This window comes from Synechococcus sp. PROS-U-1 (assembly GCF_014279755.1).
GTDB lineage: Bacteria > Cyanobacteriota > Cyanobacteriia > PCC-6307 > Cyanobiaceae > Parasynechococcus.
The window spans coordinates 894,460-911,419 of record NZ_CP047951.1; the positions used below are offsets into that span (position 1 = coordinate 894,460).

A 16,960-nucleotide genomic window follows, 5' to 3' on the forward strand; every position below is an offset into this window, starting at 1 on the left:
AGAATCGGGATATTCAGGCGGTTCTTTGTGCTGATTAGCCTTTTGACCGGCATTGCCGCCGGGGCCGTGCATGTGGTGGGTGGTGCTGATCACCTGGTGGCGATGGCGCCCTTCTCCCTGAACAAGCCTCTGTCGGCCTTTCGGCATGCCATGGCCTGGGGGGCCGGTCACTCCGCCGGCGTCGTGGTTCTTGCCCTGATCGCCATTGGCCTCAAAGACCTGGCCCACGTCGAAGCCATGTCGTCCTGGGCGGAATTTCTGGTGGGTGTGGCCCTGCTGGTGGTGGGAGCCCTGGCGGTTCGCACCGCGTTCGGGCTTGAACTGCACACCCATGAGCATCGTCATGACGGTTCCACCGAGCATCGTCACCTCCATCTGCATGTGCGCGGTGCCAGCAACCACCGGCGCCACGTTCACGCCTCCTCTGGACTCGGCTTGCTGCATGGCCTGGCGGGGGCCAGTCACCTGTTGGCGGTGATCCCAGCTTTGGCGCTGCCGCCCCATGCGGCAGTGGGCTATCTGGTGGCGTACCTGCTTGGATCCATCGGCGCCATGGTGGCTGTCGTGTCTGTGGTGTCGTTCCTTACGGTCCGCAGCGGTGCTCGACTGATGCCTTTCCTCGTGGGTGGCACTGGAGCTCTTTCGATCGTCACCGGAGCCCTCTGGCTCCAGAAGACCTCACCGGCCTTGTTCTGATCCCCTGCTGGGGAGCCGACCCACCACCTCTCCGATCAGCAGGCTTGTCGCCACTGGTCCGAGTTGGCGGCTGTCGGTGCTTTCGGCTGGGTTGTCTCCCAGCAACCACAGCCCCGTGCTGTCCAACCTGTTCAGGCGTTTGATCAGGCGAAGGTTGGTGCGCTGCGGATGCCATGTCACGAGCACGGATCCCACGCGGAGAATGGGGTTCGAGCCCAGACGCCTGACCAGAACACGGTCTCCCGGTTGAAGGGCTGGCTGCATCGATCGTCCTTCGATGCGCAACAGCAGCCTTCGCCCACAAAAAAGCAGCAACAGGTCCCGAAGACCTGCTGCTGCAATGGAAGGGTTGGACCTGTTCGAACTCAGGATGCGGTGACCCAGGCGTCGGAACGTCCCTTGGACTGCCAGAACATGCCGTGGATTTTTTCAACGGCGGCCATCAGCTCTTCTGCCTTGGCTTGATCGATGTTCACCTTGCAGGCGCTGCAGAGCTTGGCGGCTTTCCAGAAGGTGTCGTGCAGATCAGGGAAGGTGGCCAGATGGTCGGGCTTGAAGTAGTCGGTCCAGAGGATCAGCAGCTCTTTCTTGGTCTTCTGTGTTTCCTCTTCCTTGATGGCGACAAAGCGGCCGAAGGTGTTGTTGTAGGCGGCCAGGGCAGCAGCATCACCAGCGGCAGGGGCTTCAAGAGCCTTCAGCTTTTTGGTCATGGACAGCACTGCTTCGGCTGCTACACGAGCAGAAGCGGGGTCGTAAACACCACAAGGACCGTCGCAATGGGCTTCTGCCACGGGGGCAGGGAGTGCACATGCAAGGGCGGAAAGGGCCGTGCGCAGCATCGGTTCAGAGCGGAATTGGCTTGGTTTGAGCCTAGCTTCCGCTTACTTCTTTACGTCGAGCAGTTCCACCTCAAAGATCAAGGTTGCATTGGGAGGAATCACCCCACCGGCGCCGCGGGTGCCATAGGCCAGGTCGGAGGGGATCACCAGCTTGCGTTTGCCGCCCACTTTCATTCCGGCGACACCTTCATCCCAGCCTTTGATCACCCGGCCAGCACCCAGAGGGAAGCTGAAGGGGGTGCCCCGGTCGTAGCTGGCATCGAACTGCTGTCCGTCCTCCAGGGTGCCGCGGTAGTGCACCACCACCGTCTGGCCTGGACTTGCCTCCTCACCTGTACCCACCTCCAGCTCAGTGATTTTCAGACCACTGGCTGTGATGGTGGTGTCCGGAGCATCGAGGGGACCGCCGAGGGCCGAAGCGTCAGCGCGAGCGGAATCGTTGGCCATGGCGAACAGGGTTGGGTTGGGGTCGTCGGGGTCGAGTTCGAAGCTCAACGCCCGCTGGGGTTTCGAAGCTTCGGACCGAACGGCAGCCGGCTGCACGGAGGCGGCTGCAACGGTGGAAGGGGCCACGATCTGGCTGACCAATGCCAGGAGAAGGCAGGCCACGCAGACCGTTGTGCTGATGATGATGTCGCGCACGGAAAGGCTTCTTTTGGTCTAATTCTGGCCTCCGGTCCGCTTCGCTGGCGTTCACTCAGGCCGGTTCATCTGCCGCAGCTGCTGCTCGAGTCGATCAATGCGTCCTCGCAGTTCATCCACTTCTTTCTGACTGGGAACGCCAAAATCTTGGAGCAGGTTGTCGCGATTTCTTTCCAGGTTGCGCCCCATCTGCTGCTCCAGTTCGGGCGTTTCACCCCGAAGTGCCTTGAGCACGTCATCCACGAGGGCGGAGGCTTCATTCGGATCAAGCCGGCCACTGCTGACCCAATTCTGGGAGACGCCGCGCAGACGATCGGCGACGAGGGTGGTTGTCCCCAGGCCGCGGAGCAGCAACTGCTGAAGAGGATTCGCGGGATCCATGGCGACAGGTGGGCGGGTCCGATCCAGGATGCCCCCGGCGGGGACTGCTGACCATGGGCAATCACCAACTGCAGGCCGGATGGCGCGCTCTGTTCGGCGGCGTTCTGGCCGGAGTGGCTCCATCCCTGGGCGGGCCGCTGCTGATGGTTCCCTCTCTGGCCTTGCTCTGGTCCGTGGCTGAGCGCCCCCGTTGGGCTGCTGTCTGGGCCCTGCTGGCCGTTTTGATCAGCCACGGCTGGTTGCTGGCCCTGCATCCGCTCACCTGGATGGGAGTTCCCGCCTGGCTCAGCCTGCCTGTGGCGCTGTCCCTCTGGCTGGCCTGCGGCATCCTTGCCGCTCTGCTCGTCGCCGGCTGGTCTGTTCTGGCGCGACTATTACCTCGCCACTGGCCGTGGTTTTTGCGGCTGATGCTGCTGGCTGGGCTCTGGGCCCTGGCTGAGCTGGTGCTGTCGGGGTCACCGCTGTTCTGGATCGGCGTCGGCGGCACCACCCTGCCCTGGGACCGCCCCTTGGCGGGGGTGGCCCGCTGGTTCGGCTCCGGAGGGTTGACGTTGCTGCAGTTGTGGTGGGGCTGTTGCCTGCTGGCGCTGTTCGAGCAGCCCGCGGCTTGGCGACGCTGGGGTCTGATCGGATTGGCCAGCGTGCTGCTGGCCCATGGGTTGGGGAGCCTGCTGTTGTGGGCGCCGCCGCCGTCGTTCGGGTCCGTCGCAATGGGGGTCTGGCAGCCCGCTGTTCCGACACGAGAAAAATTCAATCTGGAGCGTCAACAAGCCTTGCCCACGCGGCTGGTGGATGCGATGCGTCAGCTGGAGAAGAACGACGTTGTCGCTGTGGTGGCTCCGGAAGGGGCTCTGCCTGCGAATTTTCTGGTGCCGCCGGAGGCTCCAGACATTCCCCTGATCAGTGGAGGATTTCGTTGGGTGCGAGGTCAGCAACGCAGTTCTCTGTTGCTGTACGAGCCGCCGGACCGGTTTCCCGTTCCCCTGGCTGATAAGCATCGTTTGGTGCCGATCGGGGAATGGATGCCCCCGCTGCCTGCCGGCCTGACGGCGGGATTGTCTGCGGTGGGTGGCTTGGCCCCTGGCCCGGCTCCCCGCACGATGGCCGTGGTTGAGCCCCAGGCTGCTGTGGCCATTTGTTATGAGATTGCTGATGGCCTGGCACTGGCACGCGCCGCTGCAAATGGCGCGACCTGGCTCCTCGCGATTGCCAACCTCGACCCTTATCCCCGTCAGTTGCAGAAGCAGTTCCTGGCTCTGGCGCAGTTAAGGGCGATCGAGAGCGGACGCGATTTGCTCAGCGTTGGCAACACGGGGCCGAGTGCGCTGATTTCGGCTGATGGAAGGGTGGAATGGTTGCTTCCACCTGAGGCCCCCGGCGTGGCGCAGACCGTCATTCAGGTTCGTCAGCGCACCACGCCTTACTCCCGTTGGATCAGCCCTCCACCGAGCACGACTTCACCGTCGTAGAAGACCGCAGCTTGTCCTGGGGTGATGGAGAACTGCTCCTCTTCAAAGGTCAAACGGCAGCGGTGGGGCCGCTCCCGTTGCTGATCTGCCTCGGTGGCCTCCAGGGGGACCAGCTCTGCATGCACCGGTGCACTGCGATAACGCACCTGAACCTCAATGTTTTGTGGGGCCTGGATGGGGTCGATTGAGACCCAGTTCACCGCGCCCACCACGCAGCTGTCTCGGCCCGCTTCGGCGCGAGGAGCGACGACCACCCGATTCATCGCAGCGTCAAGGCGGATGACGTGAAGCGGCTCTCGCCAGGCCACACCCAGTCCCTTGCGCTGACCAATGGTGAAGTGTTCGATGCCGTCGTGCTCGCCCACAACGGTTCCATCGCCCAGCACGATCTCCCCTTGGCGGGGTGGCAGATAGGCATCCAGGAACGCCCGCATGGATCCGTGGTGGTCCGCCAGGCAGAGATCCTGGCTTTCTGGTTTCTCTGCAGTACGCAGACCGTGTCGGGCAGCTTCGAGCCGCGTGTCGGGCTTTGTTAGTTCCCCCAAAGGAAAGACGATGCGTCCCAAGACCTCCTGGGGAAGGTCGTAGAGGAAATAGCTCTGGTCCTTGCGACCGTCGAGGCCCCGCAGCAACTGATGACGCTGTTGATCGCCCCCATGACGGATCCGGGCGTAGTGGCCGGTCGCGATGCGGGGCAGGTTCCGCTCTTGGAGGGCCCAATTGAGCATCGGTCCAAATTTCACCGACCGATTGCATTGGGAGCAGGGCAGTGGCGTGATCCCATCGCGGTAGCCGTTCACCAGTCGTTGGACGATCTCCTGTTGGAACGTCTCCCGCGTGTCCACCACGTGGTGGGGAATGCCCAGCTGTTCACAGATGCCGGCCGCATCCACCAGTCCTTCAGCGCAACAGGCTCCTTTCCCGCTCATCAGCCAAAGGGTCAGGCCTTCCACCTGCCAACCCGCTTCCACCAGCAGCGCCGCTGTTAGGGAACTGTCGACACCGCCGGAGAGACCAACGGCCACGCGATGCTCTCCAGGCCATTGCCTAAGACGCTCAAGAGCGGCCTCACCAGCGCGGGTTGTGGTGGATCCGATGGCCATGGGCGGCGCAGGGAGTTCTCTCCATAGTGAGGTCCCGGCAACCTGCGAGTGGTGTGGCCTCCCGCTGATTCCGATCATCTGCTCGTGGATGCCTCGTCCATGCGGGGTCTGGAACAGAGCCTGTTCGACAGCGGAATGCCCGTCGCCGCCTTGATGGAGAAGGTGGGGCTTGCGATGGCGTCTTGGCTCCTGGCGCGCAGCGACCTGCTGAGAAATGGAGTGGTGGTCTTGGTCGGGCCGGGCCACAACGGTGGCGATGGCCTGGTGGTGGCGAGGGAGTTGCATTTGGCTGGCATTGAGGTTTCGCTGTGGTGTCCCCTTGCCATTCGCAAGCAACTCACCGCTGACCATCTGCGCCATGGGGAGTGGCTCGGTCTGCGGCGCCTGCGTCAAGACCCGGATCCAGCCGACGCAGCGCTGTGGCTGGACGCGATCTTCGGGCTCGGGCAGAGCAGGGCTCTGCCTGAGTCCTTCGAGGATCTGTTCCGGCGCCGACAGCAGTTGCAGCCTGGTGCGCTGATCAGCCTGGATGTGCCGTCAGGTCTTTGTTCGGACCACGGAACTGTGTTGGGGGAGCAGGCTGCTTGTGCTTCGGCCACCCTCAGCGTTGGCTGGATGAAGCGCGGGTTGTGTCTGGACCCAGCCCGTCCTTGGGTTGGGGCGTTGGTGCGGATTGATCTGGGGTTGCCGCCTGCGGTGATGGGCAACGCCGCTGCGGTCTTGCCGCGCCGTCTGCCGGTTGGAGAGGCCTGTACGGCCCCGTTACCAGCGCTGCCGCCCACAGCGATGAAGTACGAACGGGGCCGCTCTCTGGTGGTGGCGGGCAGTGATCGCTACCCCGGCGCAGCACATCTCGCGCTGCGGGGGGCCATGGCCAGTGGCTGTGGCTGCGTTCAGGCCGTTGTGCCGCCCTGTCTTCAATCGAATTTGTGGCAGGTGTTGCCGGAGGTGATGCAACTGGAGGAGGGGGTGATTCCAGACCGGCTGGATGCGGTGTTGGTCGGTCCCGGGCTTGGTAACCCCTCCCGGTGGTGGAACCAGTGGTCGGAGCAACTGCGCACCGTCGCTGGTTTGCTGGTGCTCGATGCAGATGGGATCAATGCCCTGGCGTCCAGTCCGGAGGGGTGGCGTTGGTTGTTGCAGCGTCAGGGCCCAACCTGGCTGACACCCCATGCCGCTGAGTTCGCGCGTTTGTTTCCTGATTGTGGCGAGGGCGATGCGCTTGAGAGGGTGATCGCAGCAGCACGCTGCAGCGGTTGTTGCATTTTGCTGAAGGGTGCGCATTCGGTTCTGGCGGATTCATCGGGTGCGGCAGTTGTGCTGACAGGCACGTCTCCTTGGGTTGCTCGCACTGGACTAGGCGACCTGCTGGCCGGTTTTGTGACTGGTTGGGGCGCCCAGGCCGTCGCGGCACACCAGCAGCCAGGGCTTGAAAGCTTTGTTGCCAGCACGGCTTTGCATGGTTTGGCGGCACGTCGTGCTCAATCAAGTGATGCTTCGGCGATTGCGGATTGTTTGAAAATCCTTGCAGCGCGGTGTCAGAAAAAGCAAACAACGATGTTCAACAAAGTCTGAACAAATGACTCTTTTTGTTCACTCGGCTTGCTTCTGTCCACAGAGCTTTTGCTGATTTTAAATCTTTCGCAAATCTGAAATGTTTCGATTTGCTGTTCTGAATCTGAAGGGTTGCTGAAAACACATCGACATTCTTTCTGTTCGTACGAAAGTCATCTCACTTCCGCAGCACCCATGGTGTCCACCGCATCCAAGCCGCTGGAGACTCAACGTCGGCGCAGCAGCGACCCTGTCAGCTGGTACCTCGCCACCATTGGCAGAATCCCTCTTCTCACACCAGCTGAGGAAATCGAGCTGGGCAATCAGGTGCAAGCCATGATGGCCCTGACAGAAGACGGCTCCCGCGAGTTTGCGGATGGAGAACTCACTACGGCGCAGCGTCGTCTCCTGAGGATCGGTCGGCGCGCCAAAGAGCGGATGATGAAGGCCAACCTTCGTTTAGTTGTCAGTGTTGCCAAGAAATATCAGGGCAAGGGTCTCGAGTTGCTCGACCTGATTCAGGAGGGCTCCCTCGGGCTTGAGCGTGCTGTTGAGAAATTTGATCCCACCCGGGGCTACAAGTTCTCCACCTATGCCTTCTGGTGGATCCGCCAGAGCATGACCCGCGCCATTGCCTGCCAGTCGCGCACGATTCGTCTGCCGGTTCACCTCAGTGAGCGGCTCACCACCATTCGCAAGGTCAGTCTCGATCTCGCCCACAAACTCGGCGCTATGCCCAGCCGTGTGGAGATCGCTGAAGCCATGGATATTCCCTTGGATGAGCTGGATTCGCTGCTGCGCCAGGCCCTGACGACCAGCAGTCTTGATGCTCCTGTTAACGGAGAGGAGGGTCGCAGCTTCCTTGGTGATTTGATTGCTGATTCATCCCTCGATGAACCTCTCGACATCGTTGAGCAAAGGATTCATCACGAACAGCTGGGCCGATGGCTGAGTCACCTGAGTGAACAGGAGCAGCATGTTCTGCGCATGCGCTTCGGGCTTGAGGGCAATGAACGTCACACCCTCGCCGAAATCGGACGTCTCATGGAAGTGTCCAGGGAGCGTGTCCGTCAGGTTGAGCTCAAGGCATTGCGGAAACTGCGCAACCTCACCCGTCGTCTTCCGAGCGGCATCTGAGCCGGCCTTGAGCCGGCTCCTTAAAACTCAACCAGTTCAGCTGAATCAGTCTTCAGCCCAGATGTAGCGCGTGAGTTCCGATGGGTCGGGCTCCGGAGCAGACAGGGCGAAGTCAACACAGTCCTGAACGATGCCGTCGATGTCCTTCTCGATCGCGCGCAGTTCATCGCTGTTCACCAGGCCTGCGTCTGTCAGATCCCGTTCCAGGGCTTTGAGGGGGTCACGCTTGGCCCAGAACTGCTTTTCTTCCTCCGCGCGGAGTTCGTCTGGATCAGCGAGGGAGTGGCCACGGAAGCGATAGGTGAGGCATTCCAACAGGGTCGGACCTTCGCCGGCCCTGGCTCGTTCCACGGCCCGTTGGGCTGCTGCCCGCACCGCCAGAACGTCCATTCCATCCACTTCTTCGCCGGCCATTCCGAAGGAACTGGCCTTGCGCCAGATCTCAGGGTCACTGGTGGCTCTGTCGTGCGCCATTCCGATAGCCCACTTGTTGTTTTCGACCACGAAAATGATCGGCAGCTTCCACAGCTGCGCCATGTTCATGCATTCGAAAAACTGACCGTTATTGCAGGTTCCGTCGCCAAAGAAGGCAGCTGTTACGGCGTTGCTGGAGGCATCACCGAGGGCATCACGCTTGTAGCGGCTGGTGAAGGCAGACCCGAGAGCCACGGGAATGCCTTCCGCGATGAAGGCAAAGCCACCAAGCAGGTGATGCTCTTTGGAAAAAAGGTGCATCGAACCGCCACGACCCTTGCTGCAACCGGTCTCCTTGCCGAAGAGTTCGCTCATGACCTCGCGGGCGGGTACGCCGGCGCTTAAGGCATGCACGTGATCGCGGTAGGTGCTGCAGAACCAGTCGTGCTGACGCTTCATGGCACCGATCACACCGGTGCTGACAGCTTCTTGACCGTTGTACAGATGAACGAAGCCAAACATCTTGCCCCGGTAGTACATCTCGGCACATTTGTCCTCGAAGCGCCTGCCCAGGGTCATGTCCCGGTAGAGGTCAAGACCGGTGTCCCGGTCAACGCTGGCCCGTTGTGCTGTGACCAGTTTTGAGAGCCGTTCGGCGTGGGGACCAGCAGTCGCAGTGCCAATCGGAGCGGAATCGACAGCGAGGTCCTGACCCATGTCCACCTAATGGTTTGGAGTCAACTTTAAGGGCCAGCCGATGAGCGATGGGCAAAACCCCTGACACTGACTAAGATCCGCGTCTCCTCGCAGCCTTGCTGTTGGATCTGCCCATTGATCATTTCCGACTTCTGGGCGTCAGTCCATCGGCAGAGCCAGAAGCGATTCTGCGCCGGTTGCAAACCCGTTGTGACAGTCCACCAGACCAGGGATTCACCCACGAAGCGCTGCTGCAGCGGGCCGACTTGTTGCGTCGATCCGCCGACCTGCTGTCCGACCCCACCGACAGGGCCGACTACGAAGCGGCTTTGCTGCGCCTCAGTGAATCCCATCCCAACGGCACGGTGGGGTTGGATCTCCCCACCAGCAGTGAGGTGGCAGGGCTGATTTTGCTATGGGAGGCCCATGGAGCTGTTGAGGCTTTTCAGTTGGCACGTCAGGGCCTCCAGCCTCCTCAGGCACCGGCCCTTGGAAGTGGCCGTGAAGCTGATCTGACTCTCCTTGCCGCTCTGGCCTGTCGCGACGCGGCGTTGGAGGAGGAGGAGCAACGTCGCTACGAGTCGGCCGCCCAACTTTTGATGGATGGAATCCAGCTGCAACAGCGGATGGGCAAGCTGCCCGATCAGCAGCACTTGCTGGAGGAGGCCTTGCAGGCGCTCACTCCATTTCGGATTCTGGATCTGCTCAGCCGTGATCTTGGGGATCAGGACTCTCACCAACGGGGTTTGACGCTTCTCGATGAGTTGGTCGTGGCCCGTGGTGGTTTAGAGGCCGTCACTGATGAGGGCGATCACCCAGGAAGCCTCAGTCAGGCCGATTTCGAATCGTTCTTCCACCAGATCCGTCGCTTTTTGACGGTGCAGGAGCAGATCGATCTATTCGGTCGCTGGTTTGAGGGTGGGACTGATGACGCTGGTTTCCTCACGGTTCTGGCATTGACCGCCGCAGGCTTCTCACGCCGTAAGCCCGAATTCCTGGAGCAGGCGCGCGATCGGATGCAGACGCTCGCCAATGCTGACCTCGACCCCATGCCGCTGCTGGGCTGCCTGGATCTGCTGTTGGGCAACGTCAAGGATGCGGAGCGGCATTTCGCCGTTCTGCGAGATGCGGAACTGCAGGCCTGGTTCTTGAACCATCCCGGTGATCGGCTTGCTGCGCAATGTGAATACTGCCGCGCATGGCTTGAGCGCGATGTGTTGCCCGGCTATCGCGATGTCGACGCCTCGGTGGCTGATCTGGATGCGTGGTTTGCGGATCGTGATGTGCAGAGTTACGTCGATCGTCTGGATCGCAAGGCTTCGCGTCAGCCCGATGTTGAAGACATGCCCCTGGCCTGGTCCGCAGCGGCAGCTGCGTCCCTGGATTCTTCATTCGAAATGAATGAGGCTGATCCTGAGACCGATTCCGATGCAGCGGAGTCTCCGCCATCGTTTTGGAGGCAAAGATGGATTCGTCCGGCTGCGGGGGGTCTTGTTGTGGTCGGCATCGCTCTGGGGGGTCTCGCCCTGGTCCGACGCAACTTGGATCAGGCGCCACTGATGACGGAAACGGCTTCGGAGAGTCCTGAGGCTGAAGTGGAAGCGGCCGTGGAGCTCGACGCTCCTCCACCGCCGCTGACCGAGGAGCCCGTAGCGAGCCTGAAGCCGGATCTTCGGCCTTCTGCTCCCTCTGAGCCGCTTGTTAGTGATGCGCCCACCGAAGCGGAGCTGCAGGCTTTGGTTCAGGGATGGCTCGATGCCAAAGCTCTGGCTTTGTCCGGTCAGCCGGCGGACCTTTCGATTGTGGCCAGGGATCCTCTTGTGAAGCGCGTGGAGCGTGAGCGGACAACTGACGAGGCTGCAGGGCGGTTGAAGTTGATTGATGCCTCAATCACGAGCATCGACGTGGTGGACCGGAAACCCTTGAGAATTGAACTGCGGGCCCAGGTGGCCTACAGCGATCGCCTCCAGGGTGCTGATGGTGCTGTCATCGACGAGACAGCACCGAGTGACTTCAGCGTGACCTATGTCCTCGGGAGAGATGGCAAGCAATGGCGTCTGCATGCCTATATCCCTGGTTCCTGATCTCTGGATCAACGCCTTTTTACGATCACTGCACTGAAGGAAGGGCGTAGCGCCGATGTTCGACGAGCTGTCAGCCCGTTTTGAAGACGCGGTCAAAGGGCTGAGAGGCCAGGATTCGATCAGCGAGACCAACGTCGATGGGGCGCTGAAGGACGTTCGTCGGGCGTTGCTTGAAGCGGATGTGAGCCTGCCGGTGGTCAAGGACTTCGTTGCTGAGGTCCGCGACAAAGCCGTCGGCGCTGAGGTGGTGCGTGGGGTCAGCCCGGATCAGAAGTTCATCCAGGTGGTCCATGAGCAGCTGGTGGAGGTCATGGGGGGCGATAACGCGCCTCTGGCCAAGGCTGCCGAGGCTCCCACCGTCGTCCTGATGGCCGGTCTTCAGGGTGCGGGTAAGACCACTGCCACGGCCAAACTTGGTCTGCACCTCAAGGACCAGGGACGTCGAGCCTTGATGGTGGGAGCTGACGTTTATCGACCAGCGGCGATCGAGCAGCTCAAGACGTTGGGTGCTCAGATTGATGTGGAGGTGTTCAGTCTCGGGGCTGAAGCCAAGCCGGAGGACATCGCAGCAGCTGGCTTAGCCAAAGCGAAGCAGGAGGGGTTCGACACCCTGCTGGTGGACACCGCCGGCCGTCTCCAGATCGACACCGAGATGATGGAGGAGATGGTGCGGATTCGTTCCGCCGTGCAGCCCGATGAGGTGCTGCTGGTGGTGGATTCGATGATCGGCCAGGAGGCTGCCGAACTCACCCGTGCCTTCCACGATCAGGTGGGCATCACCGGAGCGGTGCTCACCAAACTCGATGGTGATTCCCGCGGCGGTGCCGCCCTTTCGATCCGCAAGGTGAGCGGTCAGCCGATCAAGTTCATCGGCACCGGCGAGAAGGTTGAGGCGCTGCAGCCGTTCCATCCCGAACGGATGGCCAGTCGCATCCTCGGCATGGGGGATGTGCTGACGCTGGTGGAGAAGGCCCAGAAGGAGGTCGAACTCGCCGACGTCGAAAAGATGCAGAAGAAGCTGCAGGAGGCGACGTTTGACTTCTCGGACTTCGTGAAGCAGATGCGCTTGATCAAGCGCATGGGCTCGCTTGGGGGGCTGATGAAAATGATCCCGGGCATGAACAAGATCGATGACGGCATGCTCAAGCAGGGGGAGCAGCAGCTCAAGCGCATCGAGGCCATGATCGGCTCGATGACCCAGCAGGAGCGTGAAAACCCCGACCTGCTTGCGAGTCAACCTTCAAGACGTCGCCGGATCGCCAGCGGCAGCGGCCATCAGGCTGCTGATGTGGACAAGGTGCTGGCCGACTTTCAGAAAATGCGCGGCTTCATGCAGCAGATGAGCCAGGGCAACATGCCTGGCATGGGCGGAATGCCAGGGATGGGCGGGATGCCAGGAATGCCCGGCATGGGTGGAATGCCGGGGATGGGCGGGATGCCAGGAATGCCCGGCATGGGTGGAATGCCGGGTGGCGGTGGTCGCCCCGGTCGTGGTGGTCCACCGAAACGGCAGCGACCGGCCAAGAAGAAGAAGGGCTTCGGGGATCTGTGAAGGCGGAACGGTATGGTGGTTGTTTGGCAGGCGTTTTGGCGCCGCCGGACCTCCACTTTTCCTTCACTCCAGGGCCACGATGATCAAGCTCCGCCTGAAGCGGTTTGGCAAGAAGCGGGAAGCGAGCTTCCGCCTCGTGGCCTGCAACAGCACCTCACGTCGTGACGGTCGTCCCCTGCAGGAGCTGGGCTTCTACAACCCCCGGACGAAGGAAACGCGACTCGACACCGAGGCCATCCGTGAGCGTCTGGGTCAGGGCGCCCAGCCCACAGATGTGGTGCGCACCCTGCTTGAGCGTGGCGGTCTGCTTGAAAAGACTGTGCGTCCTGCAGAAACCGTCGGCAAGGTCAAGCAAGCGGCCAAGCGAGAGGCTGATGCTAAGGAAGCTGCTGAAGCCAAGGCCGCTGCCGCTGAAGAGAAAGCTGCTGAAGCTGCTGCTTCCGATTCCGCTGAATCCGAATCCACCGAGGGCTGATCATTCCGGTGTCTGACGACGGCGAACGCGGCCGTTTCGTTCTCGACCTGCCTGATCCCGATGCTGCATTGGCCTTGGCCGGTGAAGCAGAAACAACCCTGCATCGCCTCGAAGCTCTGACAGGAGCCTCCATGGTGTTGCGGGGTCTTCAATTGGTGATCAGCGGGCGGCCGACGCAGATCGAACGGGCGGCTGCGGTCGTTGAGCTGGTGCGCCCGATCTGGCAGGAGGGTCAGTCGGTCTCTCCGGTGGATCTTCAGTCGGCTCTTGGCGCGCTCAACACCGGCCGCGGCGATGACCACGCCGCCATGGGGGAGCAGGTGTTGGCAAAGAGCCAAAAGGGCAATCTGCTGCGCCCACGCACCCTGCGACAGAAGAAATATGTGGATGCCATGGAGCGCCACGATCTCACCTTTGCGCTCGGCCCTGCCGGCACAGGAAAGACATTCCTGGCCACCGTTCTGGCGGTTCGGATGCTGACCGAACGCAAGGTAGAACGCTTGATTCTCACCAGGCCCGCTGTTGAAGCGGGCGAGCGGCTGGGGTTTCTGCCGGGCGACCTTCAGCAGAAGGTGGATCCCTATCTGCGTCCGCTCTATGACGCCTTGCATTCCCTGCTCGGTGCGGAGAAAACCGGCGTGCTGTTGGAAAAGGGGGTGATTGAGGTTGCTCCGCTGGCCTACATGCGGGGCCGCACCCTCAGCGATGCCTTTGTGATCCTGGATGAAGCTCAGAACACAACGCCTGCCCAGATGCGCATGGTGCTGACCCGCCTCGGAGAGCGTTCTCGGATGGTGGTGACGGGAGACATCACCCAGGTGGATCTTCCCGCCACCGTGCAGAGCGGTTTGGTGGAGGCCTCCGATGTATTGGATGGTGTGGAAGGGGTGGCTGTCTGTCGCCTCACCTCGGCGGATGTGGTGCGTCACCCACTGGTGCAGCGGGTGGTCGAGGCCTATGCCCGACGGGACGAACGCAAGACAGCCAAGCCTCAGCGTCGATAGGGAGATCCACACTCCAATCCCTTGCCACCGCTGGCAGGATGTGGGGAGTCTTTGGTGACCTGGTCAACATGCCAGCAAGCAGCAATTTCCAGGAGGCGATCCGTCAGGCGCAATCGAGCGCCCTTGTCGGGCCCAACGTTGTCAATAAAGCGCTGCCCTATGTCGGTGGCGGCATGGTGCTCACCTCGATCGGGGTGATCGGTGGTCTTTCGATGATGGCCACCCCGCTGTTCATGCCCCTGTTCTGGGTGGCCGTGATCGGCAACTTGGTTCTCTTCTTCGTCGCGCAGAACGTCGCGATGAAGGGGAACAACGCCACAGCCTTGCCGCTGTTGTCCATCTACAGCCTGATCACCGGATTTACCCTGAGCGGTCTCGTGGCCTTCGCTGGAGCCGTCGCCGGTATCGGTGCGGTCGGCACAGCCGCCTTGGCCACCGGCATCACCTTCGTGATTGCGTCGATCGTTGGTCGTCGCATGAGCGATTCCGTTGGTCAGGCGCTTTCCGGCGTGGTTGGTCTCGGCTTGATCGGCCTGATCCTGGCCATGGTCGTCCAGTTCGTTGGCGGCATTTTTGCCCCAGCCATGTTCCATGGCACCAGCTTTGAACTGATGATCGCGGGCTTCGGCACTGTGCTCTTCGTAGGCGCCGCCTTCGTCGACTTCTACACGATGCCCCGCTCCTACCGGGATGATCAGTACCTAGCGGGTGCCCTGAGCATGTACCTCACCTACATCAACCTGTTCATCTTCATCCTGCGCCTGATCATCGTGCTCAACGGCGGTGGTCGTCGCGATTGATCATTGTCGCCCACTCCAACAAGCCTTCGCCCCGGTCAAGTCGGGGCTTTTTTGTGCCCGGCGATACGGTTTCGATACCTTGCGGAGCAGCTGACAGCAACGCATCGGATCGCTGCATTGTGGGCAGTCCTCCGGTTGACTTTGGATCCTCAGGTCTCTGCTCCCGAGCTGAAGCGGCAAAGGCGGCGTCTGCGCTTCATCCTTCAGATCGCTGTTTCAGCGGCCCTTGGCGGTTTTCTCTTCGGTTATGACACCGCGGTGATCAATGGCGCTGTTGGTGCCATTGGAGAGGTGTTTCAGGTGTCGTCCGGAGACTTGGGTCGTGCGGTGGCATCGGCATTGATCGGTTCGGCCATCGGTGCCTTGGTCGCGGGCTGGTTGTCCGACAGGATCGGTCGCCGCCACAGCATGGTGGTGGCCGCTGCTTTGTTCCTGGTCAGTGCCATCGGCTCCGCGTTGGCGCAGACCCTGACCGGTCTGATTGTCTGGCGGGTGATCGGTGGCCTTGGGGTCGGTTTCGCCAGCGTGTTGGCACCGGCCTACATCGCCGAGGTGTCACCTGCCGATCAGCGCGGCCGTCTGGGATCGCTGCAACAGCTGGCGATCGTGGTGGGCATCTTTCTGGCCCTGCTGTTCGACTACGCGGTTGTGCTGTTCACGCCGGATCGCAATCCTGTGACCGTCGTGGGTCCTCTTGCGGCATGGCGCTGGATGCTGTTGTCGGAGGTGTTGCCCGCAACGCTCTATGGGGTGCTGGTGCTGGGGATTCCGGAAAGTCCGCGCTACCTCGTGCAGAAAGGCTTGCCTGAGCGGGCCCGTTTGGTGATTGAACGAACGTTGCACGAGCCTGCTCAGCAGGTGATCGCCAGGATCCAGCACAGCTTGGAGAACACCGATCACGGACGTTGGACGGATCTGCTCGACGCAAGGACTCTGCTGTTACCGGTGGTCTGGACCGGCGTGATGCTGGCGATCTTTCAGCAGTTTGTTGGCATCAACGTCATCTTTTATTACTCCAGTGTTCTCTGGCAGGCGGTGGGCTTCAGCACCACCGACAGTCTGATTGTCACCGTGATCACGTCGGTCACCAACGTGGTGACCACCTTCGTGGCGATCCTGTTCATTGATCGCATCGGTCGCAAACCTCTGCTCCTGATCGGTTCCGTGGTCATGGCCCTCACCCTGGGCTCGATGAGCTGGGTCTTTGCCGGGGCTGCTGTGGTCAACGGCTCCCCCCAGCTCGTGGGCATGGCTGCCGTTGTGGCGTTGTTGGCCGCAAACCTATTCGTCTTCGCCTTCGGCTTCTCCTGGGGCCCCGTGATGTGGGTGATGCTCGGCGAGATGTTCAACAACCGCATCCGTGCCGTCGCTCTGGGACTTTGCGCGATGGTCAACTGGATCGCGAACTGGTTCATCGCCCGAACCTTCCCGCCGTTGTTGGAGGCGTCTGGCCCTGCCCTGGCCTATGGGCTCTATGCCACGGCAGCTGCGATCTCCTTCTTTTTGGTGCTGTTCTTCGTTCGCGAAACCAGTGGCAAGGAATTGGAAGACATGGCCTGAAGCTTCAGCTCAGCCTTCCGCCACGGCATAGACGCTGTCTCCGATGGCTTGCTTCTGCTCGGCGTCGTATCCCCACTTCTCCAGGAAGGCGACGTCCTCACCGCGGTTGTCGAGCGCTGCGGCCAGCAGTTGCTCCAGACGCTCCTTCACCTCTGCAGGTTCCAGCAGCCTGAGCAGTTCAATGCAGCGAGTACTGACCCGTTCCGAGCCGGCCTGCTGAGCTGCATCTCCTGAGCGGCGGTGCTGTACGGCCATGGCGGTGCTCATGGCCAGATTGCGGACGCTGAGATCAACCACTCCATGGCCAGCGTTGCGCAGTTGGCCGACAACGGCGTCGGGCAATCGATCCATGAGCACACTGTCTCCCGCCAGGCTCACCACGAAAAAGCCCCGGGCACCATCGCGGCTGGCCACCATTTCACCGATGCGGTCGGCGAGCACCTCATCGCTGATCTCCTCGTGGTCCCATTGCTGCAGCCAAGCCGCAGTGATCTCCATGGCTTGCTGGAAGGTGGGCTGCTGAACCGCCATGGCCCGCTCGAAATCCTTCCCCC

At 61.6% G+C, this 16,960-nt stretch carries 17 protein-coding genes; 10 read left to right on the plus strand and 7 right to left on the minus strand.

The window, feature by feature from the left end:
- Positions 1–27 precede the first annotated feature (27 nt).
- Entirely contained in the window at positions 28–696 is a 669-nt protein-coding gene (locus SynPROSU1_RS04790; protein WP_186571715.1) for a hydantoin utilization protein A, read from the plus strand.
- Here SynPROSU1_RS04790 and sodX read toward each other — a convergent pair.
- The 4 genes from sodX to SynPROSU1_RS04810 are packed head-to-tail and all read right to left on the minus strand — an operon-like array spanning position 679 to position 2,558.
- Positions 679–1,011, minus strand: a complete 333-nt coding sequence (sodX, locus tag SynPROSU1_RS04795) for a nickel-type superoxide dismutase maturation protease (RefSeq protein ID WP_186571716.1) — start codon at positions 1,009–1,011, stop codon at positions 679–681. The two genes, SynPROSU1_RS04790 and sodX, sit on opposite strands and share 18 nt — an antisense overlap.
- Positions 1,012–1,061: 50 nt before the next feature.
- Entirely contained in the window at positions 1,062–1,535 is a 474-nt protein-coding gene (gene sodN / locus SynPROSU1_RS04800) for a superoxide dismutase, Ni (protein WP_186571717.1), read from the minus strand.
- A 42-nt stretch (positions 1,536–1,577) separates the two neighbouring features.
- The gene (locus SynPROSU1_RS04805) at positions 1,578–2,177 is read right to left on the minus strand and encodes an FKBP-type peptidyl-prolyl cis-trans isomerase (protein WP_186571718.1); all 600 of its coding nucleotides are present in this window, start codon (positions 2,175–2,177) and stop codon (positions 1,578–1,580) included.
- Positions 2,178–2,228: 51 nt separating this feature from the next.
- Entirely contained in the window at positions 2,229–2,558 is a 330-nt protein-coding gene (locus SynPROSU1_RS04810) for a phasin family protein (protein ID WP_186571719.1), read from the minus strand.
- Positions 2,559–2,566: 8 nt separating this feature from the next.
- Between SynPROSU1_RS04810 and lnt the strand changes: the two genes are divergently transcribed.
- Positions 2,567–4,027: an apolipoprotein N-acyltransferase gene (lnt, locus tag SynPROSU1_RS04815; RefSeq protein WP_255444800.1), complete on the plus strand. Its 1,461-nt coding sequence runs from the start codon at positions 2,567–2,569 to the stop codon at positions 4,025–4,027.
- Here the strand turns inward: lnt and mnmA are convergent.
- The gene (gene mnmA / locus SynPROSU1_RS04820) at positions 3,979–5,130 is read right to left on the minus strand and encodes a tRNA 2-thiouridine(34) synthase MnmA (protein ID WP_186571721.1); all 1,152 of its coding nucleotides are present in this window, start codon (positions 5,128–5,130) and stop codon (positions 3,979–3,981) included. The genes lnt and mnmA overlap by 49 nt on opposite strands.
- Before the next feature lie 51 nt (positions 5,131–5,181).
- Between mnmA and SynPROSU1_RS04825 the strand changes: the two genes are divergently transcribed.
- A complete protein-coding gene (locus SynPROSU1_RS04825) occupies positions 5,182–6,705 on the plus strand; it encodes an NAD(P)H-hydrate dehydratase (protein ID WP_186571722.1) in 1,524 nt (507 codons plus the stop codon).
- A 174-nt stretch (positions 6,706–6,879) separates the two neighbouring features.
- The gene (locus SynPROSU1_RS04830; RefSeq protein WP_115023736.1) at positions 6,880–7,821 is read left to right on the plus strand and encodes an RpoD/SigA family RNA polymerase sigma factor; all 942 of its coding nucleotides are present in this window, start codon (positions 6,880–6,882) and stop codon (positions 7,819–7,821) included.
- A 45-nt stretch (positions 7,822–7,866) separates the two neighbouring features.
- Here the strand turns inward: SynPROSU1_RS04830 and pdhA are convergent, their stop codons facing one another.
- Positions 7,867–8,952, minus strand: a complete 1,086-nt coding sequence (gene pdhA, locus SynPROSU1_RS04835; protein WP_186571723.1) for a pyruvate dehydrogenase (acetyl-transferring) E1 component subunit alpha — start codon at positions 8,950–8,952, stop codon at positions 7,867–7,869.
- A 101-nt stretch (positions 8,953–9,053) separates the two neighbouring features.
- Here pdhA and SynPROSU1_RS04840 point away from each other — a divergent pair, with 101 nt between their 5' ends.
- From SynPROSU1_RS04840 to SynPROSU1_RS04865, 6 genes are all read left to right on the plus strand, one after another.
- Entirely contained in the window at positions 9,054–11,015 is a 1,962-nt protein-coding gene (locus SynPROSU1_RS04840; RefSeq protein WP_186571724.1) for an ARC6/PARC6 family protein, read from the plus strand.
- A 55-nt stretch (positions 11,016–11,070) separates the two neighbouring features.
- Positions 11,071–12,567, plus strand: a complete 1,497-nt coding sequence (ffh, locus tag SynPROSU1_RS04845) for a signal recognition particle protein (RefSeq protein ID WP_186571725.1) — start codon at positions 11,071–11,073, stop codon at positions 12,565–12,567.
- A gap of 79 nt (positions 12,568–12,646) precedes the next feature.
- The gene (gene rpsP, locus SynPROSU1_RS04850) at positions 12,647–13,042 is read left to right on the plus strand and encodes a 30S ribosomal protein S16 (RefSeq protein WP_186571726.1); all 396 of its coding nucleotides are present in this window, start codon (positions 12,647–12,649) and stop codon (positions 13,040–13,042) included.
- 8 nt (positions 13,043–13,050) lie between these two features.
- Complete coding sequence (locus tag SynPROSU1_RS04855; RefSeq protein WP_186571727.1) at positions 13,051–14,046, plus strand: PhoH family protein; 996 nt, start codon at positions 13,051–13,053, stop codon at positions 14,044–14,046.
- A 68-nt stretch (positions 14,047–14,114) separates the two neighbouring features.
- Positions 14,115–14,846, plus strand: a complete 732-nt coding sequence (locus tag SynPROSU1_RS04860; protein ID WP_186572249.1) for a Bax inhibitor-1 family protein — start codon at positions 14,115–14,117, stop codon at positions 14,844–14,846.
- A 135-nt stretch (positions 14,847–14,981) separates the two neighbouring features.
- Positions 14,982–16,406, plus strand: coding sequence for a sugar porter family MFS transporter (locus SynPROSU1_RS04865; RefSeq protein WP_255444801.1), 1,425 nt, complete (start codon positions 14,982–14,984; stop codon positions 16,404–16,406).
- Between the two features lie 9 nt (positions 16,407–16,415).
- On the opposite strand, the gene SynPROSU1_RS04870 is transcribed toward SynPROSU1_RS04865, so the two are convergent.
- Positions 16,416–16,937 carry a hypothetical protein gene (locus tag SynPROSU1_RS04870; protein WP_186572251.1) on the minus strand — a complete coding sequence of 174 codons (522 nt, stop codon included), beginning with the start codon at positions 16,935–16,937 and terminating at the stop codon, positions 16,416–16,418.
- Between the last annotated feature and the right edge of the window lie 23 nt (positions 16,938–16,960).